Genomic DNA, 24,436 nt, shown 5'->3' with positions numbered 1-24,436 from the left:
AAAGTCAGTTGACAGAAAGCTCAGCTCAGCTCAGCGCGTGATGACTCGATCGCTGAGACCAGATCTGCCTGTTGCGGGCCAGCGGCGAGAATACCTCTGGATGAGCTGACCAGCACCTGCTCCCAGGCGGCTCCGAACCCTGCGCGAAGCTGCTGCGCCGTTGCCCCTTGAGCCCCGTAGCCGGGGGCCAGGATCGGCGGACGGCCCTCAGCGAGGTCGATGCCGTACTCGGCGGCCAGATGAGCGGTGGTTGCCCCGACCACCAGTCCGATGCTGCCCAATGGCTGGTCGGCATAGACAACGTTCGACGACGCAACCTGCTCCACTATCTGCCCAGCCACTGTGCTCTGCCTCTCCTCCGTACGTGGGTGCCCCTGAGCCAGCTGCACCTGCTGACCCTCCGGGTTGGAGGTCAGAGCCAGCACAAAGAGGCCGGCACCGTAGCGGTGAGCAGCCTGCACTGCCGGGCTCAGCGACCCGAAGCCCAGATAGGGGCTCACGGTGAGTGCATCCACGGCGAAGTCCTTCTCCGGGTTCAGCCAGGCTGAGGCATAGGCGGCCATGGTCGAGCCGATGTCGCCGCGCTTGGCATCGGCGATCACCAGCATTCCTGCCTCTTTGGCAGAACGAATGAGTTCGGCCAGCGCCTGCATACCGGAAACGCCGTAGTTCTCGAAGAACGCCACCTGAGGCTTGACCACGCCCACCCGACCCGCGGCGGCCTCGATGATGCGCTGGCCGAACTCTTTGAGGCCGGTGCCGTCCTCGGGCAGCCCCCAGTCTCGGAGGATCTCTGGGTGCGGGTCAATGCCCACGCAGAGGTGCCCGTAAGTGTCCATGACCTGTGCAAGTCTCTCACCAAAACTCATGAGAGGCCTGCCTCATGCAGAATGGCGGCATGCTCCTGCAGGGAGGCCACCGACCAGCTGTGGGTCCGCAGAGCCTCGATGGCCTGCACGGCAGCGCCGAACTCCGCGATGGTGGTGATCACCGGCACTCCGAGGCTGGTAGCCGCGGCCCGGATTTCGTAGCCGTCACTACGGGCGTCACCGCCGGAGGGTGTATTGATGATCAGCGCGATCTCGCCGGACTCCACCAGTGGGATCACCGTGCCTTCGCCCTCGGAGGTTCCGGCAATCTTGCTGACCACCTCGCAGCTGATGCCGTTGCGGCGCAGCACATCGGCGGTGCCACCGGTGGAGACGATCGAGAAGCCGAGGTCAGCAAGCCGTTTCACCGGCATGATGACACCTCGTTTGTCCCGGTTGGCCACCGAGACGAACGCCTTCCCGGAGGTCGGCAGTGGATTGTTAGCACCGAGCTGAGCCTTGGCGAAGGCCGTGTCGAAATGCTTGTCGATCCCCATCACCTCCCCGGTGGAGCGCATCTCCGGGCTCAGCAGCGAATCCACCACACGGCCCTCGGCGGTGCGGAACCGGGCGAACGGGAGCACTGCCTCCTTGACCGCCACGGGCGCGGCCGGGGGCAGCAGTGAGCCGTCTCCGGAGGCTGGCAGGATGCCGCCGCGCAGCTCGGCGATGCTGATACCGGTGCCGATCAGTGCAGCAGCTTTGGCCAGCTGCACCCCGGTGGCCTTGGAGACGAACGGCACGGTACGCGAGGCCCGGGGATTGGCCTCGATCACGTAGAGCACATCGGAGGCGACGGCGAACTGGATGTTGATCAGCCCGCGGACACCCACACCGGAGGCGATCGCGGCGGTGGCCTCGCGTACCCGCTGCAGCACATCCGGGCCCAGGGTGATCGGCGGCAGTACGCAGGCGGAGTCGCCGGAGTGGATTCCGGCTTCCTCGATGTGCTCCATGATCCCGCCGAGGTAGAGGTCCTGGCCGTCGTAGAGGGCATCGACGTCGACTTCGATGGCGTCTTCGAGGAAGCGGTCCACCAGCACCGGGTGCTCGGGGGTGACCTCGGTGGCGTTGGCGATGTAACGCTCCAGGCCGGGCTCGTCGTAAACGATCTCCATACCGCGCCCACCCAGCACGTAGCTTGGCCGCACCAGCACCGGATAGCCGATGGTATCGGCCACCGCCTTGGCCTCCTCGAAGCTGACCGCGGTGCCGTTCTTCGGGGCGATCAGCCCCGCGGAGGTCAACACCTGGTCGAAGGCTCCCCGGTGCTCAGCCAGGTCGATGGCCTCCGGCGAGGTGCCCAGAATCGGCACTCCGGCATCAGCCAGCTGCTGGGCCAGCTTCAGCGGGGTCTGGCCGCCCAGCTGGACGAACACCCCGGCCACTCCCCCGGTGCGCTCCTCGGCGGCGATGACCTCCAGCACGTCCTCCAGGGTCAGCGGCTCGAAGTAGAGGCGGGTGGAGACGTCGTAGTCGGTGGAGACGGTCTCCGGGTTGCAGTTAACCATCACTGTCTCGTAGCCGGCTTCGCGCAGGGCCATCGTGGCGTGCACGCAGGAGTAGTCGAACTCGATGCCCTGACCGATCCGGTTCGGGCCGGAGCCCAGAATGATCACCGAGGGGCTCGGGTGCTCGGAGATCTCGTCTTCGAGGTCGTAGCTGGAGTAATGGTAGGGGGTGAACGCCGGGAACTCAGCGGCGCAGGTGTCCACCGTCTTGTAGACCGGACGGACGCCCAGCGCATGCCGGACTCCGCGCACCACGGCGGGGTCCATGGTCCGCAGCCGGCCGATCTGCTCATCGGAGAACCCGTGCCGCTTGGCCAGCCGCAACGTCTGTTCGTCCAGGGCCTCAGCACCGCGGACCTGCTCAGCGACCTCATTGATCAGCACCAACTGGTCCAGGTACCAGGGGTCGATGCCGGTGATCCGGTAGATCTCCTCCAGCTCAGCTCCGGCAAGCAGCGCGCGCTGCACCTGATAGATCCGTTCGGTGGTGGCGGTGGCCATTCCCTCCAGAAGCGTTGCCGTATCCTCCGTTCGCTCGCTTCCCGAAGAATCCTGCGGATTCTCCGTGTCCCCGGTTCGCTCTCTTGGCAGGCTAAAAGAGAACTCGCTGCCGCGCTGCTCCAGTGACCGCAGAGCCTTCTGCAGGGCCTCGGTAAAGTTCCGGCCGATCGCCATCGCCTCGCCCACCGACTTCATGGTGGTGGTCAGCGTGGGATCGGCCGCCGGGAACTTCTCGAAGGCGAACCGGGGGACCTTGACCACCACATAGTCCAGGGTGGGTTCGAAGCTGGCCGGGGTCTTCTGGGTGATGTCATTGGGGATCTCATCCAGGGTATAGCCCACCGCCAGCTTGGTGGCGATCTTGGCGATGGCGAAGCCGGTGGCCTTCGAGGCCAGCGCCGAGGACCGGGAGACCCGGGGGTTCATCTCGATGACGACGACGCGGCCGGTATCCGGCTCCACGGCGAACTGGATATTGCAGCCGCCGGTGTCCACCCCGACCTCACGGATGACGTTGATCGCGATATTGCGCAGCTTCTGGTACTCACGGTCGGTCAGCGTCATCGCCGGGGCCACGGTGATGGAGTCGCCGGTGTGCACACCGACCGGGTCCAGGTTCTCGATGGAGCAGACCACGACGACGTTGTCATTGGCGTCGCGCATCATCTCCAGCTCGTACTCCTTCCAGCCGAGGATGGACTCCTCCAGGAGCACCTCGGTGGTGGGCGAGTACTGCAGGCCCGCCCCGGCGATCCGGCGCAGGTCGGCCTCGTGATAGGCCATGCCGGAACCGAGCCCGCCCATGGTGAAGCTGGGCCGGACGACCACCGGGTAGCCGAGCCCCTTGACGGCTTCGAGGGCCTCCTCCATGGAGTGCACGATGGCCGATTTGGCCGACTCCGCCCCGGAGCGCTCCACCACGCCCTTGAACTTCTCACGGTCCTCGCCGAGTTCGATGGCGGCGATATTGGCACCGATCAGCTCCACCCCGTATTCAGCCAGAGTGCCGTTCTTATCCAAGGCGATCGCTGCGTTCAGCGCGGTCTGCCCGCCCAGTGTGGGCAGCAGTGCGTCGGGCCGCTCCCTGGCGATGATCTTGGCGACCACCTCCGGGCTGATGGGTTCCACGTAAGTGGCGTCGGCGAACTCGGGGTCGGTCATGATGGTGGCCGGATTGGAGTTGACCAGGATGACCCTGATGCCCTCCTCCTTCAGGACCCTCAGCGCCTGGGTGCCGGAGTAGTCGAACTCGGCGGCCTGGCCGATGACGATCGGCCCGGACCCGATGACCAGCACGGAGTTGAGGTCAGCGCGCTTAGGCATTCTGGTGCTCCTTCATCAGGTCCACGAAACGGTCGAAGAGGTAGGCGGAGTCATGCGGCCCGGCCGCTGCCTCGGGGTGGTACTGGACGCTGAAGGCCGGGATGTCCAGGCAGCGCAGGCCTTCGACCACACCGTCGTTGAGCGAGCTGTGGCTGACCTGTACGCGGCCGTAGCGGGGCTCCGGGGCGGTGACGGTCTCCCCCACCGGGGCGTCCACGGCGAAGCCGTGGTTTTGGCTGGTGATCTCCACCTTTCCAGTGGTGTGGTCCATGACCGGCTGGTTGATGCCGCGGTGTCCGAAAGGCAGCTTATAGGTGCCGAAGCCCAGCGCTCGGCCCAGGATCTGGTTGCCGAAGCAGATCCCGAAAACCGGGGTCTTGGTGTCCAGCACCTGGCGCAGCAGCTGCACCTGATCATCCGAGGTGGCCGGATCGCCCGGGCCGTTGGAGAGAAACACCCCGTCGGGGCCCAGTGCCTGGATCTCGGCGTAGGTGGTCGTGGCCGGCAGCACATGCACGCGCAGTCCACGCTCGGCCATCCGGACCGGGGTCATGGTCTTGATGCCCAGATCGATGGCTGCCACGGTGGCGATCGGTTCAGCACCCCACCCGTGGGCGGCCGGCTCGATCACATAGGGTCCTTCTGCGGTGACCTCCTCGGCGAGCCGAGCACCGAGCATATCGGGCTGAGTCCGCACCGTCTCGAGCAGCTCGGACTGCAGAGGCCGGGCGGCCTCCCCGGAGAAGATCCCAGCCCTCATCGAGCCGCGGTCCCGCAGCCGGCGAGTCACCGCGCGGGTATCGATGTCCTTGATGCCCACAATGCCCTGGGCGGTCAGCTCATCGTCCAGACTGCGCACCGAGCGCCAGTTGGAGGGAATCCGGGCGGCCTCGCGCACCGCATAGCCGGCCACCCAGATCCGCCGGGATTCGGGGTCCTCATCATTGATCCCGGTGTTGCCGATGTGCGGAGCGGTCTGGACCACAATCTGCCGTGCGTAGCTGGGGTCGGTGAGGGTCTCCTGGTAGCCGGTCATCCCGGTGGCGAAGACCGCCTCGCCCAGGGTGGCACCGACCGCACCGTAGGCGGTGCCCCGGTAGACGGTTCCGTCCTCCAGGATCAGCAAAGCTTCGCTCATGTGAGAATCTCTCCTTCGACAGTGCTGATCCCTGCGGCGGGGAAACCCCGCTCGCCTCTCGGCCACCTCGACGCAGCCATCACGCCTAAAGCGGTCATCCTGTGCCCTTTCCGTCAATCACGTCTTTCAGCGCCTGCAGCAACGCACGCCCCTCATCGGCTCGGCGCGGCCGGAACCCGGTGTCCACGGCGGTCTCTCCCAGAGCCCACCCCAGGATGATGACCCCGTCCTTCTCGACGAATTTGCCGACCATCCCCCGGTCGGTATGAGCGTAGGCCAGGGCTGCGGCAGGGATGAAGATATTGCGCGCCCCAGCACGGAAGACCGCCACACCTTGGGCGTGCACCTCGATGCGTCCGGTGGTGCGCAGCCCGAGTTCGTGGACAGCGATGCGTTCCAAGTACTCGCCGCCTTTGACGGTGCCGATCACCATGCCTTCGGCCGCTGCCTGGGGATCGTCCTCCAGCAGCTCCGACGGCACGTCCTCCGGGGCGGCGACGCCGGCCTGGCGGCGCTTGCGATTGCGCCACCCCAGCCAGGCGGCCAGGCAGAACAGCACGACGACGCCCAGCGCGATCCACAGATAGTTCAGATAGGTGCCGGTCATCTCTAGGTTTCTGGTCAGCTGCGGAGTCAGTCCAGTCATCGTTCACTCACTCCCCGCCGCGTCCTGCGTCCGCGTCCGGTCCCTGGTTCGCTCATCTGGCGGTCCTTCCGGTGCGTGAGCTAGTCAGCTCACCCTGGGCCAGCACCTGGTGTCCGCCCAGGAAGGTGTGACGCACCTGGCCGGGAAGCTCCAGCCCCCTGAAGGGTGAGTTGCGGCCCTTGGTGGCGTGGTCCTCCGGCCGCACTGTGGTGGTCACCGAGGGGTCGACCAGGATCAGGTTGGCCGGTTCGCCTGCGGCCAGCGGCCGCCCCTGGTGGTCATGGCCGTAGATGTCGGAGGGGCGCACGGAGGTGATCTCGGCGAAGCGCCGCCAGCTGATCAGCCCGGTCTCGACCATGGCGTGCTGCACCACCGGCAGCGCGGTCTCCAGGCCGGTCATGCCCATGGCGGCCTGCGCCCATTCGCATTCTTTGGCCTGGTCGGGGTGCGGGGCGTGGTCGGTGCCGACACAATCGATGATGCCCTCGGCCAGGGCCTCGCGCAGCGCGAGGGTGTCGGCCTCGGTGCGCAGCGGAGGGTTGACCTTGTAGACCGGGTTGTAGGACTTCACCAGGTCATCAGTGAGCATCAGGTGGTGCGGGGTGACTTCGGCGGTGACCTGGATCCCGCGCTGCTTGGCCCAGCGGATGATCTCCACCGAACCGGCGGTGGAGACGTGGCAGATGTGCAGCCGGGCGCCGGTGTAGTCAGCCAGCAGCACATCGCGGGCGATGATCGCCTCCTCAGCCACCGAGGGCCAGCCGGGCAGCCCGAGGGTGGCGGAGACCTTTCCCTCGTTCATCTGCGCAACGTGCTCGGTGTCCCAGCCGGTGAGGTGGGCGTCCTGGGCGTGCTGGGCGACGAATCCCCCGATGGTCTTCACATACTCCAGAGCCCGGCGCATCAGCTGGGCATTGTTCACACAGTGCCCGTCATCGGAGAACATCCGGACCTGGGCCGAGGAGTCGGCCATCGCCCCGAGTTCGGCCAGCACAGTGCCGCCGAGTCCCCTGGTGATCGCACCCACCGGGTACACCTCGGTCCAGCCGGAGTCCAGACCGAGCCGGTGGACCTGCTCGACCACTCCGGCAGTATCGGCCACCGGTGAGGAGTTGGCCATAGCGTGCACGGCGGTGAATCCGCCTGCGGCCGCGGCCCGGCTGCCGGTCTCCACCGTTTCGGCGTCCTCGCGTCCGGGTTCCCGCAGGTGGACGTGGAGATCCACCATGCCGGGCAGCAGGACCAGCCCGGAGCCGTCGATGATCACCGCATCATCGGTCAGCTGCGGGGCTGCCCTATGCCCGATGTCCGGGCCGATCTCAGCGATCCGCCCCCCCTCGATCAGCACATCCTGGGGGTCTTCGCCGTAGGGCCTGGCACCGGTGATCAGATACGTCGTGGACATCAGTGTTCTCCTGTCAGCAGCAGATGCAGCACGGCCATACGGACTGCGACGCCGTGGGCCACCTGGTCGAGGATCTTGGCCTGCGGAGAGTCTGCGGCAGCCGCCGAAATCTCCACTCCGCGGTTCATCGGGCCCGGATGCAGGATCATCGCCTGGGTGCGGGCCAGCCGCTCATCGGTCAGGCCCCAGCGGCGGGTGTACTCGGCAGCGGTGGGGAAGAAGACGCCCCCCATGCGCTCGGCCTGCACACGCAGCATCATCACCGCATCAGGCGCTGCCTCAAGCGCCTCGTCCAGGCTGTAGTGGACGATGACCGGCCAGGACACGACGCCGTAAGGCAGCAGGGTGGCCGGTGCGGCGAAGTGGACTTCGGCACCGAGGGTGCGCAACAGCCAGACATTGGAGCGGGCCACCCTTGAGTGCACGATGTCGCCGACGATCAGCACCTTCATCCCCGCCAGGTCGGTGCCCCTCGGGCTGCCGGTGGCGGAGTGTCCGCTATACCAGCCCCGGCGGAGGGTGAGAGCGTCCAGCAGCGCCTGGGTGGGATGTTCGTGGGCGCCGTCGCCGGCGTTGACCACTGCGGCCTCAGACCAGTCGGAGGCCGCCAGCTGAGCGGCCGAACCGGAGGCGCTGTGCCGGATGACGATCGCATCGGCGCCCATGGCGTCAAGGGTCTGCACCGTGTCTTTCAGCGATTCACCCTTGGAGACCGAGGATCCTTTCGCGGAGAAGTTCACCACGTCGGCGGAGAGCCGCTTGGCGGCGGCTTCGAAGGAGACCCGCGTCCGGGTGGAGTCCTCGTAGAAGAGGTTCACCACGGTGCGTCCGCGCAGGGTGGGCAGTTTCTTGACCTCTCGGGAGGAGACCGCTGCCATCTCCTCAGCGGTGTCCAGGATGGCCAGGGCGTCGTCGTAGGCGAGCCCTTCGGTGGCCAGCAGGTGTTTCACCGGATGATCACCACCTGCTCCTGCTCAGCGGGCAGCCCGTCGATCTCGGCCAGACGCACAGTGACCCGTTCGTTGCGGGATGTGGGGAGGTTCTTGCCGACATGGTCGGCGCGGATGGGCAGTTCGCGGTGGCCGCGGTCCACCAGAACGGCTAACCGCACCGCCTGCGGCCGTCCGCAGTCAGCCAAGGCGTCCAGAGCGGCTCTGATGGTACGTCCTGAGTAGAGAACGTCGTCGACCAGTACCACGGTGGTGCCGTCGACGCCGGCCGCAGGCAGCTGGGTGGGTTCGGGGGTGCGCGCCCCGGAGGTGCGCAGATCGTCCCGGTACATGGTGATGTCCAGTGCGCCCAGTGCGGTCACCGGGTCGAATCCCGGGTCGATGGCGGTCAGTTTTTCGCCCAGACGCCGTGCCAGCGGGACACCGCGGCGTGGAATCCCCAAAATGACGAGCCCATCAGTGCCGCGATGGGCCTCGACGATCTCATGGGCGATACGAGTCAGAGCGCGGTCGATGTCCGCTGCTGTCATGACCGTTGCGGCCTCAGCCGAGTGTGCCTGTTCGTCGCTCAACTGCTACGCCTCCTTCCTCGCCTCACAGGACGATCCTTAAAGGAGCTGAAATTTCCTGGTGGCGGGTACACGCCCCGCTCACCTCTCGGCGGACCTGCGTCCGCCTTCACGCCTGAAGTCGGCACATCGCCTCACTCGTGCCTCAAGCGTCGCTTTACCCTATCAGCTCAGGGCTGGTTCCGACGGCGGGTACACGCCCCGCTCACCTCTTGGCCTCGGTCATCGGCACCTAAAGGGTGGGCTTGAGCTTCTGCAGCCTGCCGAGCACTCCGTTGACGAACCCCGGGGATTCCTCGGTGGAGAGCCTTCTGGCCAGGGTGACTGCCTCGGAGACAGCCACCGAATCGGGGATGTCCTCATTGTGCAGCAGCTCCCAGGCACCGATGCGAAGGGCCATCAGGTCTACCCGCGGCATACGCTCCACAGTCCAGCCGCGAGCATAGGTCGAGAGCAGTTCGTCGATCTCCTCGCGGTGCTCAGTGACTCCGCTGATGAGTGTGCGGACATACTCGTTGACGATCAACTCCGCCTTCTCCACCCGGGTGGTGAGCACCTGCTGGGGGTCGATGCCGCGCTGTTCGGACTCGAAGAGGATCTCCAGTGCCCGCTGACGGGCCTTGCTACGTTTTGCCAAGGGGATCAGTCGGTGACGCGGCCGAGGTATTCGGAGGTGGAGGTGTTGACCTTGACCTTGGTGCCCTGCTCCACGAAGAGCGGCACCTGGATCTCATGGCCGGTCTCCAGGGTGGCCGGCTTGGTGCCTGCTTTGGACCGGTCGCCCTGCAGGCCCGGGTCGGTCTGAGTAATCTCCAGGGTCACCGAGGGGGGCAGTTCCAGGTAGAGCGGGGTGCCGTCGTGGATGGCGACGGTGACCTCCTGTGACTCCAGCAGAAAGTTGGCGGCGTCGCCGACCACCGGACCGGGGACGATGATCTGGTCGTAGTCGCGCAGATCCATGAAGACGAAGTCCTCACCGTCGGCGTAGAGATACTGGTAGTTGGAACGGTCCACGGTGGCGAACTCCACCTTGGCCCCGGCGTTGAACGTCTTGTCGACCACCTTGCCGGAGGTGATGTTCTTCAGCTTGGTGCGGACGAAGGCTCCGCCCTTGCCGGGCTTGACGTGCTGAAACTCCAAAGTGCTCCACAGCTGACCCTCCAGCTTGAGCACGGAGCCGTTCTTGATGTCGTTCGAGGTTGCCACAGTGTCGTCTTACCTTCTGTCGTTGTGCTGCGGTGATTGCCGTGCAGCGGATACCAGCGCCTCATTCTACAGCCTCCCCGTGGTCCCACTTTTCGTAGGGCTCTCGAACAGTCGTGGCGCTATAGTCCCATGACTTCTCGATATCCCTACGACAAGTGGCGCTCAGGAGATGAGCACGAACCTGGGCGACGCAGAGAGTACCAGCACTCCCGGTAAGAACGCCCAAGTTATCCACAGCTGTGGAAACTCTCTGCGGAGTTCGCGCCGATCCGGAATCCTGGTGTGATGGACAACGCACAGCCTCACGCCCCGCTCCATACTGCCGGCCCGCTTGATGACGGACGGCACACCAGTGACGTCTATTCCACCGGCATCCGACAAGGCAGAATGGTCCGGCTTCGACGTGGTGTGTACCTCCCGGCGGATCTCTGGCTCACGAGCCGACCGTCTGAGCGGTATCTGTTCACCATCGCCGCGGCCGGATTGCAGCATCCGAGCTCTGTCTTCTGCCGCGAAACCTCCTTCGCAATACATGGGCTGCCTCTGCTGGCACTTCCCCAGCAGGTGCATATCCGCGCCAACTCGCGCAGTGCGGCACGACGCACGCGTCAAAGCTCACTGACCGGAACTCTGTCCGCAGCGGAGTTCCTCACCCGTGCGCGCCGAGCCGGGATGATAGATCACGACGCCGAGTACTCGCCAGTGCTGCTGCGAGGTTTCGGCAGTGCGCGGCATCTCCCGCTTTCAGTGCGTGAGAGCGCAGAGACGCACAGCCTGGCTCTGCCTGTTCCAGAAAGCCTCCAGACGGCGCGGCCCTGTGTGGAGGTGAACGTGGAACCGCTGGACTGTGCTGTGGCCGGCACCATTCCGCGTCTTCCTTTCGGGTGTGCAATCGTGGCTCTGGATGCCGCTCTGCGCGGAGCAGCTGAGCGGCCGAGCCTCGACCCACAGCACCTGTACGGCATTGCCGAGCACTCGGTGCGCAGCAAGCGGCGGCTCAGGTACTTCCAGCATCTCCTCAGCTTTGCTTCACCGCTGCCGGAGTCTGCGGGAGAGTCGCTGGCTCGGGTCCGGTTCTACGAGCTGGGATTCTCCCAGCCTCAGCTGCAAGTGACTCTCACCGTCGACGGATCTTCCTACCGCCTCGACTTTGAATGGGAAGGCACCGGCGTCGTCGGCGAGTTCGACGGCTGGATGAAGTACCGGCAGGACAACAGGGGCTTCGACGAGGCCAGACAGCAGGAGAAGATCCGTGAGGATGCCATCCGCAGCACAGGCCGAACTGTCATCCGGTTCTATTGGGAGGATCTGATGGAGCCGGGACGCCGACGACTGGCCAGCCTGCTCACCCGTGCCGGAGTCCCTCGTTTGTCGTAGGGCTTTCGAACTGTCGTGGGGTGATAGCCACGCGACTTCTCGAAAGACCCACGACAGGCTGTGGGACGGGAGCGCGGCGGGACTGCCTTCAGGGAGCGCCCGGGGCCTTGGACCGAGCAGCGCGCTCTCTACAGGGAGATGGTGCCGGTGGCCGGCTCGGCGATCTCCTGGTAGGTGGCGTAGAGGATCGAGGGGTCCGGGATCTCCACAGTGGCCGGAGTGCCGATACTGTTGAGCAGCACAAAGCGGAGGGTCTCACCGCGGTTCTTCTTGTCCCGTCGGATGCCCTCCAGCAGCTGGTTCCAGCGGTCGTCGCGGTAGCTGACCGGCAGCCCCAGGCTGGTGAGGATCTCCCGGTGGCGGTCCGCCTCTGCGTCAGAGAGCCGGCCCAGGCTTCGGGCCAGTTCGGCCGCGAAGACCATCCCCACGGAGACGGCCGCACCATGCCGCCACTGATAACGCTCGGCATGCTCAATCGCATGGCCCAGAGTGTGTCCGTAGTTGAGCGATTCGCGCAGGCCGGCTTCTCTCACGTCCTGCCCCACCACTGATGCCTTGACTCGGATGGAGCGCTCGATCAGCTCCCGCAGCTGCGCAGACTCGGGGTTCTGGGCCTGCTCCGGCGAAGCTTCAAGTATGCGCAGAATCTCCTCATCGGCGATGAACCCGCATTTGACGACCTCAGCCAGGCCGGCCACCAGCTCGTTGCGCGGCAGCGTGGCCAGTGTGTCCAGATCGGCCAGCACACCGGCAGGCTGATAGAAACTGCCCACCAGGTTCTTACCCTCCGCGGTGTTGATGCCGGTCTTCCCCCCGACCGCGGCGTCGACCATTCCCAGCAACGTGGTGGGCATGTGCACAATCCGCACCCCGCGCAGCCATGTCGCCGCCACGAAGCCGGCCAGATCGGTCACCGCACCGCCGCCCACCGCGACGACGGCGTCAGTGCGGGTGAAGTCGTTCTGACCGAGCACCTGCCAGCAGAAGGCCGCGACCTGGATGTGCTTGCCCTCCTCCGCATCGGGAATCTCAGCGGTGACTGCCTGATAGCCCGTCTTCTCGAGGTCCTCGCGAACCACATCACCGGTAGCGCGCAGTGCACGGGGGTGGATGACCAGCACCCGCTCGGCCTGGGCACCGATCAGGTCGGGCAACCGGGCGAGCAGCCCATTGCCGACGACGACGCCGTAACCCAGTTCCTGAGCACCGGTTCCGGGTCCTTCGCCAACAGTGATGACGGTGGGTTCTGCACTCAACGTTGTCTCCTCATAGCCTCAATGATGGTATCGACTCGATCTTCGATGGTCATCTCGGCGGCGCTGACCACAAAGTCTGCGCACTGCCGGTAGAGCGGTTCACGCTCCGCATAGATGCGCCGCCAGCGTTCGATGGGTGGATCCTCAGTTCCTGCGGTGAGCATCGGCCGGGTCACGGCGTCGCCGATCCTGGCCTCAGCCTGAGCAGAAGTCACCTCCAGCATGACCACCAGCTCCTTCTCCAACAGCCTGCGGACGGTCTCGGAGCCGACCGAGCCCCCGCCCAGACTGATCACTGAGGGACGTGGCGAATCGAGCAGCTCGGTGACGATGCGTTCCTCCTCAGCACGGAAAGCCTGCTCCCCGTGGGCGGTGAAGTACTGAGGGATGGGGCCGTGGCGGGCCACAAAGAAGTGGTCCGTATCAACATGGGGCCGGCCCAGTCTGCGGGCAAGCGCTGCCCCCACGGTAGATTTTCCAGACCCCATGGGCCCGATCAGCACGATGTTGGTCATCAGGACTGCATCGCAGCAGGCGCCTGAAGCGGATCGCCGTCGTGACCGGCTGCCTCTGGGTCGGTGCCGAGATCAGGAAGCGCCTCCAGATAGGAGCGCAGGTTGCGAGAGACCTCAGCGAGGCTGTCACCGCCGAACTTCTCCAGCACTGCCTGGGCGATGACCAGCTGCACCATCGCTTCAGCCACCACCCCAGCGGCTGGCACCGCACAGACATCGCTGCGCTGGTGGTGGGCGGTGGTGGACTCACCACTGGCCACGTCCACCGTACGCAGCGCCCGCGGGACAGTAGCGATCGGCTTCATCGCGGCACGGACCCTGAGCGTGTCGCCGATGCTCATGCCTCCTTCGATGCCGCCAGCCCGGTTGGTGAAGCGGAGCACTGTGCCGTCCTCAGCGCGTTCGATCTCGTCATGGGCCTGTGAGCCGCGGCGAGCGGCCGTGCGGAATCCGTCACCGACCTCCACGCCTTTGATCGCCTGGATGCCCATCAGCGCTCCGGCCAGCCGTGCATCCAGCCTGCGGTCCCAGTGCACGTAACTGCCGATGCCCGGCGGGAGGCCATCGACAACGACCTCGACGACTCCTCCCAGGGTCTCCCCCGCCTTATGGGCGGCATCCACCTCAGCGACCATGGCCTGCGACGTTCCGGAGTCGAAGCAGCGCAGCGGATCCTTGTCCAAAGCCTCGACATCGGAGGCTGCCGGAACCGGGGCCTCTTCCGGCGAAGAGACAGGGCCCACCGCCACCGTATGCGACACCGTGGTGATGCCCAGAGCGTTCAGCAGCTGATGGGCAGCAGTGCCCAGCGCCACCCGGGCGGCAGTCTCCCGGGCCGAAGCCCGTTCAAGCACTGGCCGGGCTTCGCTGAAACCGTATTTCTGCATTCCGGTGTAGTCCGCATGTCCGGGGCGTGGCCTGGTCAGCGGCGCGTTGCGTGCCAGGCCCTCCAGCTCTTCAGCCTCCACCGGGTTAGCTGACATCACCTTTTCCCATTTGGGCCATTCGGTGTTGGCGATCTCTATAGCCAACGGTCCGCCGATGGTCAGCCCGTGGCGGACACCGCCGAGCAGCTGCACCTGGTCCTGCTCGAACTTCATCCGGGCCCCCCGGCCGTAGCCGAGACGGCGGCGGGCCAGTGCAGCTTGAACGTGGCCGGTGGTCAGTTCGATCCCGGCAGGTAGTCCCTCGATAATGCCGACAAGGGATTTTCCATGAGATTCTCCGGAGGTGAGCCAGCGCAACATGGAGTTCATCCTATCGTTCGGAGGCCCCGGCCACTGCAGGGAGTCCGACCGCTGCGCGCATTCTCTGCACCATCAGGGAGCGATCCGCCGCATTCTGGACCGCAGCAGGGTTGTGGGTCCTCTCTGTGAACAGCTCCACCTGGCGGACTGCTTGGTGCAGCAGCATCTCCAGCCCGCTGGTCACTGGCCAGCCGCGCCGGGCCCACTCGTGCGCGATCGCTGAGGGCCAAGGGTCATAGGCAACATCCAGCAGCACAGGGCGTGCAGCACTCTTGTCCGGCAGCTGCTTCGCCAGGGGGTCAGCCGCATGCGGGGGCAGTGTGGAGATCACCACCTTCAGCAGGCCGGCGCTGATATCTTCACCGAGGGCTGCCAGGGGACGCAGGGTCAGGGGCAGGCCGAGCCGAGCCGCAAGCGGACGCGCCGCGGCGGCCCGCTCCAGGCTGCGTGCATAGACGAAGACTTCAGCGACGTTCAGCTCGGCGGCCGCAGCCAGTGCTGCGGCTGCGGTTCCTCCGGCCCCGAGTACGGCACATGTGCCTGCGGCAGGTTCGTCCCGGGTCACACCCTGCTCACGCAGCGCTGTGACGATGCCGTCGACGTCGGTGTTCTCGCCGTGCAGCGTGCGGCCACCGGCAGGGTCTTCGGCGATCACCACGGTGTTGAGCACGCCCAGGGTCTGCACCCTGGGTGAGACCGTGGTCATCTGCGGGACCATGACCGCCTTCAGCGGCATCGTCACCGACCAGCCCAGCCACCCTTGCTTGCTTCCCTCACCGGCGAGGAACTGCTCCACAGCGGTCTCGCCCAACTCTATCCGTGAATAGGCGATGTCCAGACCGAGGTGCTCATAGGCGGCACCATGCAGCTGAGGGGACTTGGAGTGACTGATCGGAGAACCGAGCACCGCAGCACGCCCCGGCGCAGCAGTCATCCCTCAAGCTCCTCCTCGGCGGATTCAACATCCCCCTCGCCGCAAGCGCCCTCGTTCTCCTGGCAGAACTGCAGGAACTCCTGTGTGTCTTCCTCGTGGGCTGCCAGTGTCGTGTTGAACCGGGTCTCGCCGGTTGCCGGATTGACAGTGACCCAGTAGTAGGCGTCGGTGTCGGCCGGATCCGCTGCCGCTGCGATAGTGTCCGGGATAGGTGCCGAAATGGGCCCGGGCGGCAGGCCCTCATACACGTAGGTGTTGTACTCATTGTCAGGGTTGAACCGCTCCTCCTCCGGGAAGTGCAGTTCGCCTGAGAGGTCCAGACCGTAGTTGACGGCGGCATCGATCTGCAGCAGGCCGCCGATCTCGTCGTGCTCAGGGTTCTGGATCCGGTTCTCAATGGCACCGGCCATAGTCCGGTAGTCCTCCATGCGTTCCTCACGGGGACGTTCTTCGCTGATGATGTTGTTGGCCTCTGCGGTGATCAGTGAGGCGACTATCATGACCTCCCAGCGGTCCTCTTCAGACACCTCTGCCTCGTCCAACAGCTCGAAAGTGGGGGCGACCACCAAGTCGATGACGTCTTCGGCAGTGGCATCCACCGGCGGCCTGTATTCCCCGGGAGCCAGGAAGCCCTCCAGGTTCTCAGCCTCCTCCGGGAGACCGAACTGCTGAGGGTTCTGGTTCAGCTCCTGGAGTTCTTCCAGCGATACCTGTGTTCCGCTGGCGATGGCGTCAAGGGCGTCCTCAAGGCGTTCGCCGGCGGTGATATTGATGTAGTCGACCTGCGCTCCTCCTTCAAGGAGCACGGCCAGGGCGTCTTCGGCCGGCATCTGTTCACGCATCTGGTAGGTATCAGCGTGATGAGTGGTGTCGCCCTCGTAGTTCTGCAGGGCCTCCTGGAAAGCATCGCTGCTGGCGATGATCCCCTCATCTACCAAGCGATTCTGAACCGAGGCGAGGCCCTCTTCCGGGAAGATCTCGAATTCGACCTCCTCGCCTGCAACAGTCTCATAATCATCAACGCCCCGCTCGCCCAGCAGCGACTGGAGGATCATCACGAAGGCGATCATCAGTGCGGCGAAGCCCAGCAGGGCGAAGGTCAGGGTGATGTTGCGGCGGCGGCGCTTGGCCTTGCGCTTCTTCAACACATCGAGGTCGACTCGCCCCTCCACCGGGGCTACGGTCTGGTATCCGCGCCCGTAGCCGGAGACGCCGACCAAAACTGGGGCGCCGTCGTCGTCATGGTCAAAATGTTCTTCGTCGTATGCCTCGTGCCACCCCAACTCTTCATACTCAGGCTGAGGGTCCTGATGATGCTCGTCCTGATAGATCGGCTCCGAATGACTTGTCTCGGGAGATTCCGCTGAGCGGGGGGCCACCACGTCTTCGAAGGGAGTCGACGGCGAGGAGGGGGTGACTGGGGCCGGCTCTTCTGTCTGCGGCGCAGGCTCGGCGTCGGCAGGTTCAGGCGCCGAAGCCGGGGGCTGCTCAGCCGGCTGGTTCCGCTGGGCCTGCCTTCTGCGCCGTTCGCGACGGGAGACGAATCCTTCCGCACCGCTTGGCTGGGATCTGCGCCGCTGGTCCTTCGGCGTGGTCGTCTCCTGGTCGAAGACATCAGGTGTGGCTGGAGAATCCTCCTGGTGCCCGCCTGAGTCGGTCTCGGCAGTGGACGCATTGCTCAGTCTGCGAACTGCCGACTCACGTTCGCGCTGCGCAGCACGCTCTCTCTCACGAGCTTCGCGAATCTCCCGACGGCGCCGCCGAGACCCCATCTCAGGGGGGTTTTCATCGCTCACGCAGTTCCTCGCAGGGCAAATAGACGGCAGGACAGGTCTCTGGACCCAAAACTAGTGTTCAGACCTCACGATTGTAATGCATCTGTTATCTCAGCTCGATGTGAGCATCTGAAGCCAGCTGCGGCGCGCCGCCAAAGCCTCTTCAGCCTCACTGACGCGCTTGCCGTCACCGGCTGACTCGGCCTCAGCCCGCTGATGCTCCAGCTCAGAGATGGTGTCCTCCAACTGGGAGATCATGTCTGACTGCCGTTCGTTGCGCGCGGATTCGCGTGGACTGCGTGTGGCTCCCTCGGCTTCCCGGAAGGCGTCCTGCACCTCGTTGATGGCTCGCTCGACGCGTTTGATGTCAGCACGCGGCACTTTGCCGGCATTCTCGAACTCGTCGAGCAGCTTGAGATACCGGTCCCGCACTGCCTGCGGCTTGGTGAAGGGCATCAGCTCACGGAGCTTGCCGAGGATATCCTCCTTCTTCTTCAGATTCTCAGCATATTCGGCGTCGATCTTCGCATTGGCCTGATCGCGTGCTGAGAAGAAGACATCCTGGGCGGCCCGGAATCTGGCCCATTGTGCATCCTCTGTCTTGCGCGGCCCCCGGCCCAACGCTTTCCAACGGTCCATCAGGCGGTGGTAGGCCTTGGTGGTCGGGCCAAACTCAGTGGATCCCTGGAGCTTCTCCGCCTCGACGATGAGCTCCTCCTTAGCCTTCTTGATCTCAGCCGCTTCCTTGTCACGACGGACGAAGAAGGCCTTACGACTGCGTTCAAAGGTGCTGCGAGCTTCACGGAACCGCTTCCAGAGCGGGTCTTCCTGGGACTTCGACAGCCTGGGCGGGGTCCGCTGCTGTGACTTCCACTGTTCGAACAGTGCATTCATCTGCTCTTGGGCCGATTTCCAATGCTGCGCTGCCGAATCAGCGGCCGCGAGCTCCTCCGCTGCCCGGACGATCTCTTCACGCTCGGCGATCTTGGCCGCGACCGCCTGTTCATTCTGCTTCTTCTCCTCGGCGCTGACACCGTCGATGCTGGTGGAGATCTCATCCAAGACCCGTGCCAGGCCCTCGGTGTCGCCGACCCATGTCCCCACGGCGAGCTCCTTCTGCAGCGAGCTGTGGCTGGAGCGCAGCGATCCCGAGGAGTCCGCCTGTGTAGCCACCCGCGCGCGGAGCAGCAGAGCTCGGTTGTAGAGGTCGTCGAACTTGCGGACGAAATATTGCAGCGCGGCCTCGGCGTCGCCGGCGGAGAACTGACCCACATAGCCCTCTTCACCACCGGTCTCATCGGGCACCACGTAGACGTGGCCCTCCTCGTCCACACGGACACGGTCGCGGACCTCGTCCAGAGAAGTCTGGTGATAGTTCGGCTTGATAGCAGGACTCATGCATTCCAGATTACCGTGCGACGTCCAACTCTGCGCCATCCCCGTATGATGGTGTGGTTTCACAAGCCGCACCATCACCGAAGGAGCGTTGAGCACCCATGGCACGCAAGGCCTCTCTCTCCGGCTACATCGAGCTGCTTCCAGCCGAGCGCTTGGTGGAGCTGCATGTGCTTGACACTCTGCGCGAGGTGTTCGAGGCTCACGGCTACGGCTCCCTGGAGACCCGTGCGGTGGAGACGGTGAACACGCTGCTTCAGAAGGGTGAGATCGACAAGGAGATCTATGCCATCTCCCGCCTCCAGGAGGAGGCCGGCGGGAAAGACGCCAAGCTGGCCCTGCGCTTTGACAACACGGTGCCGTTCGCACGCTACGTGACCGAGAATTCCGGACACCTCGCTTTCCCCTACCGCCGCTATCAGATCCAGAAGGTGTGGCGCGGTGAGCGGCCCCAGGCGGGCCGGTTCCGCGAGTTCACCCAGGCCGATATCGACATCGTCGGCGAGGGCACCCTGCCGACCCGCAGCGATGTGGAGATCGCGGTAGTGATGGCCCGCGCCCTGGATGCCCTGCAGATCGGCGAGTTCACCCTGCGGGTGAACAATCGCAAACTCTCCGAAGGGTTCTACCGGGCCATCGGCATCGCCGACACCGCCGCGGTGCTGCGCGCAGTGGACAAGCTGGAGAAGATCGGCCCGGCACGGGTGGCGCGGGAGCTGGCGGAGACCGCCGGTGCCACGCAGGAGCAGGCTGATAAGTCCTTGGGCCTGGCCCATATCCGCACAGCGGATGCCTCTTTCGCTGACCAGGTCCGGGCACTGATCGAGTACGACGACGCTGACACCTCTCTTCTGGAGGAAGGCCTCGCCGAACTCACCGAGGTCCTGAACGAGCTCAGGGCCAGAACACCCGGCCGGGCTGAGGCTGACCTCTCGATCGCCCGGGGGCTGGACTACTACACCGGTACCGTGATCGAGACGGTGCTCACCGGGCACGAAGATCTCGGTTCAATCTGCTCCGGCGGACGCTATGAGTCTCTGGCGTCCAAGGGCAAGCAGGTTTTTCCCGGCGTCGGGCTCTCGATCGGGGTGACCCGGCTTCTCTCAGCCCTGCTGGACTCCGGGGAGCTGGCGGCGTCGCGCTCGGTGCCCACCGCTGTGTATGTCACCCTGCGCTCAGATGAGGACTGGACCCGGGCCCAGGATGTTGCCGATCAGCTGAGGGCCCGGGGCATCAGCACCGAGGTCGCACTGGGCGCGGAGAAGTTCGGCAAGCAGATCAAGTACGCCGATAAGCGCGGCATCCCTTTCGTGTGGTTCACTGACTCCGTGGGCCACCACGAGGTCAAGGACATCCGCTCCGGCGAGCAGACCCCCGCGGAACCGGACAGCTGGACTCCGCCGGCTGAAGAACTGGTCCCTCAGATTATTCGCAAGACCGCAGAAAGCTAGGAAGGACACCGTGCTCCGCACCCACACCACCGGCGAGATCAACGCCGAGCTGATTGGCCAGACCGTGACCCTCACCGGATGGGTGGCCCGCCGCCGGGACCATGGGGGCGTCGCCTTCCTCGACCTGCGCGACGCTGCCGGAGTAGCCCAGGTGGTGGTGCGCGATGAGGAAGACTTCGACCCGTTGCGCAACGAGTGGGTGCTGAAGGTCACCGGCTCCGTGGACCGCCGTCCCGAGGGCAATGAGAACCCGAACCTGGCATCGGGCGAGGTGGAGGTCATCGCTGATGCCGTGGAGGTGCTCAGCACCGCCGCCGCTCTTCCTTTCCAGATCGACGAACATGTGGAGGTCGGCGAGGAAGCCCGGCTGAGGCACCGCTACCTGGATCTTCGCCGCGAGGCTCCCCGAAACGCCCTGATACTGCGCTCGGAGGCCAACCGGGTGGCCCGGGAGGTGCTTCACGAGCAGGGCTACACCGAGGTGGAGACCCCCACTCTGACCCGGTCCACCCCTGAGGGTGCCCGCGACTTCCTGGTGCCGGCACGTCTGGCTCCGGGCTCTTGGTACGCCCTGCCGCAGTCCCCCCAGCTGTTCAAGCAGCTGTTGCAGGTCGGCGGCATCGAGAAGTACTACCAACTGGCCCGCTGCTACCGGGATGAGGACTTCCGGGCAGACCGCCAGCCGGAGTTCACCCAGCTGGACATTGAGGCCTCCTTCGTGGAGCAGGAGGATGTCATCACACTGGTGGAGGGACTGGTCCGCCGTCTCTGGCGCCTCATTGATGTCGAGCTTGACACCCCGATCCCGCATATCACTTACCGGGAGGCAATGGAGAAGTACGGCACCGATAAGCCGGATCTGCGCTTCGGACTGGAGCTGACCGAGCTGACTGAGTACTTCAAGGACACTCCGTTCCGGGTGTTCAAGGCCCCTTATGTGGGCGCGGTAGTGATGCCCGGTGGCGCCTCCCAGCCTCGGCGCACTCTGGACGCTTGGCAGGAGTGGGCCAAACAGCGCGGCGCCAAAGGTCTGGCCTACGTATTGGTTCAGGAGGACGGCGAGCTGGGCGGGCCGGTGGCCAAAAACCTCTCCGATGCGGAGAAGGCCGGATTGGCCCGGGCCGTGGGTGCCGCACCTGGCGACTGCATCTTCTTCGCCGCTGACACGCCGGCTGCCGCCCGCGCCCTATTGGGGGCTGCCCGCAACGAGATCGCCGAACGGCTGGGGCTCATCGAACCCGGCTCCTGGTCCTTTGTCTGGGTGGTGGATGCCCCCATGTTCGAGTCCGCAGACGACGCCGAGGCCGCCGGCGACGTTGCCGTCGGCTCAGGGGCCTGGACTGCGGTGCACCATGCCTTCACCTCACCGAAGCCGGAATACGCGGAGACCTTCGACAAAAATCCCGGCGATGCGCTGGCCTACGCCTACGACCTGGTCTGCAACGGCAACGAGATCGGCGGAGGGTCTATCCGTATCCACCGCCAGGACGTCCAGGAACGGGTATTCAAGGTCATGGGCATCTCCGAGGAGGACGCTCAGGAGAAGTTCGGCTTCCTGCTGGATGCCTTCAAGTACGGTGCCCCGCCGCACGGCGGCTTCGCCTTCGGCTGGGACCGGGTCGTGGCCCTGCTGGCCGGAGAAGACTCCATCCGCGAGGTCATTGCCTTTCCCAAGACCGGTGCTGGATACGATCCGCTGACGGCCGCGCCCGCCGAGATCACTGCTCAGCAGCGCAAAGAAGCAGGTGTGGACGCCAAACCGGAGCCCAAGCGGCACGTTGAGGCGGCGGGTGTGTAGTGGCGGGGATCGCCTCACCACCGAAACGATGAACGGCCTCGGCGGGCTCGGGGTTCTCAAAACCTGGTCGACGCCTGCCGGTGCCAGCAGTGACGGGTGTCCCTCTCCGCGCTTCATGGCAACATAGGGGATGTGGACGCTCAACACGTGTAAAGGGAATACATCACTGTGGGACTACGAAGCAACACCACGGCGCTCGCCTCTGCGGCCGCACTTCTGGCACTGCTGGCCTCCGGCTGTTCTTCTGCCGACGCCGACGCAGAATCTGCCCCGGCTGCCGTCGAAGAATCCAGGGATTTCAGCGAATACGCTGATGAGGAAACCGACGAATCGGAATTCCACCCTGACTACGTCGAAATAGGGCCTGACGATACCGAGCTGCTGACTGAGGAGCACTTGGCCGAAGGCGTGGAAATGCCCGACTGTGTCGCTGCTCAGGAAAACATTCACGTGATGCCGGGAGATCAGCTCACCGAGGACGATCTCGCCATTTTCTGCCCGGAGAACGAGGTGCTGATCGAGTGCTCGGATCCTGACGAGCTCGCTGCGAATGAGGGCCATGAGCCTGCCGGGTGGCCCCAGGATCGGGCCGAAGGTGAACCGTTGCCGGACCCGGAATGCCACCCTGACTTCATCGAGGTCTACGCCTGGGACACGTTCAGCGATTTCTATGCTTGCTGGGAAGGCCCCGAAACCAGCTCGATGGTGCGTACTCCTAGCATGTCTGATCAGGATGTCTACGACGCTGAGTGGGAGCGGTCCCAGCTGCGCGCCGAATGGGAAGTGCCCGACGGTTGGGTTCTTCCGGAGGAGTGGGAAGCTCCCGAGGACAGGGATGACTTGATGAGCTGGGACCCAGGCGACAATTTCGAGCTATGCGCTCCGGCATGGGAGCAGAGCAGCTCCGGCTAGCGGCGACCCATCACAGCGGGCACGTTGTGGGTTTGAGGACAGTGGCAGTGTGTGTGATCTGGCTTCGAGATCATGGCCGCTCCCCCCGCTTCTATACGCAGATACTGTGCTGTGATGTCCGGCGTGCTCTCCAACGGCCGCCTGGTGTGTGATAGACCGGTAGACTGGCGTTCGAAAATTTCTACGAATTCTGTGGCGGGAGTGCTGACAATGAGCGATCTTTTCACTGCCGAGGAGCACGACGACGAACCGTCCGCACCTAAGTCCGCACGCCGTCGTCATGCGCCGTTGGCCGTGCGAATGCGGCCACAGACCCTGGACGAGGTGGTCGGCCAGCAGCATCTGCTCAGCGAGGGGTCACCTCTGCGTGTACTGGTCCAAGGCTCCAGCGGTCCGGCTGGCCCGAGCTCAGTGATCCTCTACGGACCTCCAGGGACCGGTAAGACCACAGTCGCCCATGTGATCGCACGTGGCGGTACCCGGAAGTTCGTCGAGCTATCAGCCATCAGAGCAGGTGTGAAGGACGTCCGCCGGGTGATGGACCAAGCTCTTGAGGACCGTGATCTGCGGGGGCTGACCACTGTGCTGTTCCTCGACGAGATCCATCGGTTCAACAAGGCTCAGCAGGACGCACTTCTGCCCGGCGTGGAGAACGGCTGGGTGATTCTGGTGGCCGCCACTACGGAGAACCCCTCCTTCAGCGTGGTAGCGCCCCTTCTCTCCCGCTCATTGCTGCTGACCCTGACCTCGCTGACCCGCGAGGACCTCAGTGGGCTGATCGACCGTGCGCTTGCAGCCGAACACGGCTTAGACGGCAGCTTCAGCTTAGAAGACGCCGCACGGGAGCATATTCTGCGGGTCTCGGGCGGCGATGCCCGCCGGGTCCTGACGACCTTGGAGGCCGCCGCAGCAGTCGCTGCCGGACGAGACTCAGACACCGTCACCACTGCCGATGCCGAACAGGCCGCAGACTTTGCCGTCCAGCGCTACGACAAAGACGGCGATCAGCACTACGACATTATCTCTGCGTTCATCAAGTCGCTACGCGGCTCCGACGTGGATGCGGCTTTGCACTATCTGGCGCGGATGATCGTTGCCGGGGAAGATCCTCGCTTCATCGCTCGCCGGCTGATCATTGCCGCCGGTGAAGAGGTCGCCATGGCGGACCCCACAGCCCTGCAGTCTGCGGTAGCCGCCGCCGAGGCCGTGCAGCTGATCGGGATGCCGGAGGCGCGGATCCTCTTGGCGCAGGCGACGGTGCACATTGCCACCGCGCCGAAGTCGAACGCCTCCTATAAGGCCCTGGACGCGGCCATCGCAGATGTGCGGTCCGGCAAGGGCGGGCCGGTGCCGCCCCATCTGCGGGACGCTCATTATTCAGGGGCGCAGAGGCTGGGTCATGGAAAAGACTATGCCTATGCCCACGATCAGCCCCATCATGTGGCGGCTCAGCAGTACCCGCCCGATGACCTGATGGGAGTGGACTACTACTCCCCCACCCAGAACGGCAATGAACGCGCAGTCGCCGAGAGACTCCAGCGCCTACGCGGCATCATCCGCGAGCATTCGTAGTCCGTGCCGACACAGTTTCCGCGCATACGCCGCCCAGACCCTCCTGGTCCCTGCCCGAAACATACGGTGACCCCTGACGACGACGC

Annotated in this window: 20 protein-coding genes; 5 read left to right on the top strand and 15 right to left on the bottom strand. The window is 65.0% G+C overall.

Translation table 11 applies throughout. The features are described from left to right. Positions 1 to 20: 20 nt before the first annotated feature. The 9 genes from pyrF to efp all read right to left on the bottom strand — a co-directional run bounded on the left by pyrF (position 21) and on the right by efp (position 10,118). Positions 21 to 869: an orotidine-5'-phosphate decarboxylase gene (gene pyrF, locus DVO78_RS10270; RefSeq protein WP_120004814.1), complete on the bottom strand. Its 849-nt coding sequence runs from the start codon at positions 867 to 869 to the stop codon at positions 21 to 23. Then, positions 866 to 4,204 carry a carbamoyl-phosphate synthase large subunit gene (gene carB, locus DVO78_RS10265; RefSeq protein WP_120004813.1) on the bottom strand — a complete coding sequence of 1,113 codons (3,339 nt, stop codon included), beginning with the start codon at positions 4,202 to 4,204 and terminating at the stop codon, positions 866 to 868. Before carB ends, pyrF begins: the two co-directional genes overlap by 4 nt. Beyond that, positions 4,197 to 5,342, bottom strand: coding sequence for a glutamine-hydrolyzing carbamoyl-phosphate synthase small subunit (gene carA, locus DVO78_RS10260; protein ID WP_120004812.1), 1,146 nt, complete (start codon positions 5,340 to 5,342; stop codon positions 4,197 to 4,199). The genes carB and carA overlap by 8 nt, the downstream gene beginning before the upstream one ends. A 94-nt stretch (positions 5,343 to 5,436) precedes the next feature. Then, positions 5,437 to 5,988 (bottom strand): PH-like domain-containing protein, encoded by a 552-nt coding sequence (locus tag DVO78_RS10255; protein ID WP_120004811.1) that lies wholly within the window; start codon positions 5,986 to 5,988, stop codon positions 5,437 to 5,439. A 52-nt stretch (positions 5,989 to 6,040) separates the two neighbouring features. Further along, positions 6,041 to 7,393, bottom strand: a complete 1,353-nt coding sequence (locus tag DVO78_RS10250) for a dihydroorotase (protein ID WP_202912152.1) — start codon at positions 7,391 to 7,393, stop codon at positions 6,041 to 6,043. Then, positions 7,393 to 8,343 (bottom strand): aspartate carbamoyltransferase catalytic subunit, encoded by a 951-nt coding sequence (locus tag DVO78_RS10245; RefSeq protein ID WP_120004809.1) that lies wholly within the window; start codon positions 8,341 to 8,343, stop codon positions 7,393 to 7,395. The genes DVO78_RS10250 and DVO78_RS10245 overlap by 1 nt, the downstream gene beginning before the upstream one ends. Then, the gene (pyrR, locus tag DVO78_RS10240; RefSeq protein WP_274380755.1) at positions 8,340 to 8,915 is read right to left on the bottom strand and encodes a bifunctional pyr operon transcriptional regulator/uracil phosphoribosyltransferase PyrR; all 576 of its coding nucleotides are present in this window, start codon (positions 8,913 to 8,915) and stop codon (positions 8,340 to 8,342) included. The genes DVO78_RS10245 and pyrR overlap by 4 nt, the downstream gene beginning before the upstream one ends. Positions 8,916 to 9,144: 229 nt before the next feature. Next, positions 9,145 to 9,549, bottom strand: a complete 405-nt coding sequence (nusB, locus tag DVO78_RS10235; RefSeq protein ID WP_120004808.1) for a transcription antitermination factor NusB — start codon at positions 9,547 to 9,549, stop codon at positions 9,145 to 9,147. A gap of 5 nt (positions 9,550 to 9,554) precedes the next feature. Next, the gene (gene efp / locus DVO78_RS10230; RefSeq protein WP_120004807.1) at positions 9,555 to 10,118 is read right to left on the bottom strand and encodes an elongation factor P; all 564 of its coding nucleotides are present in this window, start codon (positions 10,116 to 10,118) and stop codon (positions 9,555 to 9,557) included. Positions 10,119 to 10,403: 285 nt separating this feature from the next. Between efp and DVO78_RS10225 the strand changes: the two genes are divergently transcribed. After that, positions 10,404 to 11,495: a hypothetical protein gene (locus tag DVO78_RS10225; protein WP_120004806.1), complete on the top strand. Its 1,092-nt coding sequence runs from the start codon at positions 10,404 to 10,406 to the stop codon at positions 11,493 to 11,495. A 128-nt stretch (positions 11,496 to 11,623) separates the two neighbouring features. Here the strand turns inward: DVO78_RS10225 and aroB are convergent, their stop codons facing one another. The 6 genes from aroB to DVO78_RS10195 form a co-directional block, all read right to left on the bottom strand. After that, entirely contained in the window at positions 11,624 to 12,751 is a 1,128-nt protein-coding gene (gene aroB / locus DVO78_RS10220) for a 3-dehydroquinate synthase (RefSeq protein WP_120004805.1), read from the bottom strand. Beyond that, on the bottom strand, positions 12,748 to 13,266 hold the full coding sequence (locus DVO78_RS10215; protein ID WP_120004804.1) for a shikimate kinase: 519 nt from the start codon (positions 13,264 to 13,266) through the stop codon (positions 12,748 to 12,750). Before DVO78_RS10215 ends, aroB begins: the two co-directional genes overlap by 4 nt. Beyond that, positions 13,266 to 14,513, bottom strand: coding sequence for a chorismate synthase (gene aroC / locus DVO78_RS10210; protein WP_120004803.1), 1,248 nt, complete (start codon positions 14,511 to 14,513; stop codon positions 13,266 to 13,268). The genes DVO78_RS10215 and aroC overlap by 1 nt, the downstream gene beginning before the upstream one ends. A 10-nt stretch (positions 14,514 to 14,523) precedes the next feature. Next, entirely contained in the window at positions 14,524 to 15,447 is a 924-nt protein-coding gene (locus tag DVO78_RS10205) for a shikimate dehydrogenase (RefSeq protein ID WP_120004802.1), read from the bottom strand. After that, positions 15,444 to 17,243 carry an endolytic transglycosylase MltG gene (locus DVO78_RS10200; protein ID WP_157983987.1) on the bottom strand — a complete coding sequence of 600 codons (1,800 nt, stop codon included), beginning with the start codon at positions 17,241 to 17,243 and terminating at the stop codon, positions 15,444 to 15,446. The genes DVO78_RS10205 and DVO78_RS10200 overlap by 4 nt, the downstream gene beginning before the upstream one ends. Before the next feature lie 90 nt (positions 17,244 to 17,333). Next, positions 17,334 to 18,620, bottom strand: coding sequence for a DUF349 domain-containing protein (locus tag DVO78_RS10195; RefSeq protein ID WP_162301587.1), 1,287 nt, complete (start codon positions 18,618 to 18,620; stop codon positions 17,334 to 17,336). Positions 18,621 to 18,718: 98 nt separating this feature from the next. Here DVO78_RS10195 and hisS point away from each other — a divergent pair, with 98 nt between their 5' ends. From hisS to DVO78_RS10175, 4 genes are all read left to right on the top strand, one after another. Beyond that, positions 18,719 to 20,068: a histidine--tRNA ligase gene (gene hisS, locus DVO78_RS10190; RefSeq protein ID WP_120004799.1), complete on the top strand. Its 1,350-nt coding sequence runs from the start codon at positions 18,719 to 18,721 to the stop codon at positions 20,066 to 20,068. Between the two features lie 10 nt (positions 20,069 to 20,078). Then, positions 20,079 to 21,866, top strand: coding sequence for an aspartate--tRNA ligase (gene aspS, locus DVO78_RS10185; RefSeq protein WP_120004798.1), 1,788 nt, complete (start codon positions 20,079 to 20,081; stop codon positions 21,864 to 21,866). 168 nt (positions 21,867 to 22,034) lie between these two features. Continuing rightward, positions 22,035 to 22,778 (top strand): hypothetical protein, encoded by a 744-nt coding sequence (locus DVO78_RS10180; protein WP_120004797.1) that lies wholly within the window; start codon positions 22,035 to 22,037, stop codon positions 22,776 to 22,778. A gap of 210 nt (positions 22,779 to 22,988) precedes the next feature. After that, positions 22,989 to 24,350 carry a replication-associated recombination protein A gene (locus DVO78_RS10175; RefSeq protein ID WP_120004796.1) on the top strand — a complete coding sequence of 454 codons (1,362 nt, stop codon included), beginning with the start codon at positions 22,989 to 22,991 and terminating at the stop codon, positions 24,348 to 24,350. Positions 24,351 to 24,436: the final 86 nt, after the last annotated feature.

The organism is Nesterenkonia muleiensis (assembly GCF_003600155.1).
GTDB lineage: Bacteria > Actinomycetota > Actinomycetes > Actinomycetales > Micrococcaceae > Nesterenkonia > Nesterenkonia muleiensis.
This window is presented reverse-complemented; position numbering and strand designations above follow the sequence as displayed.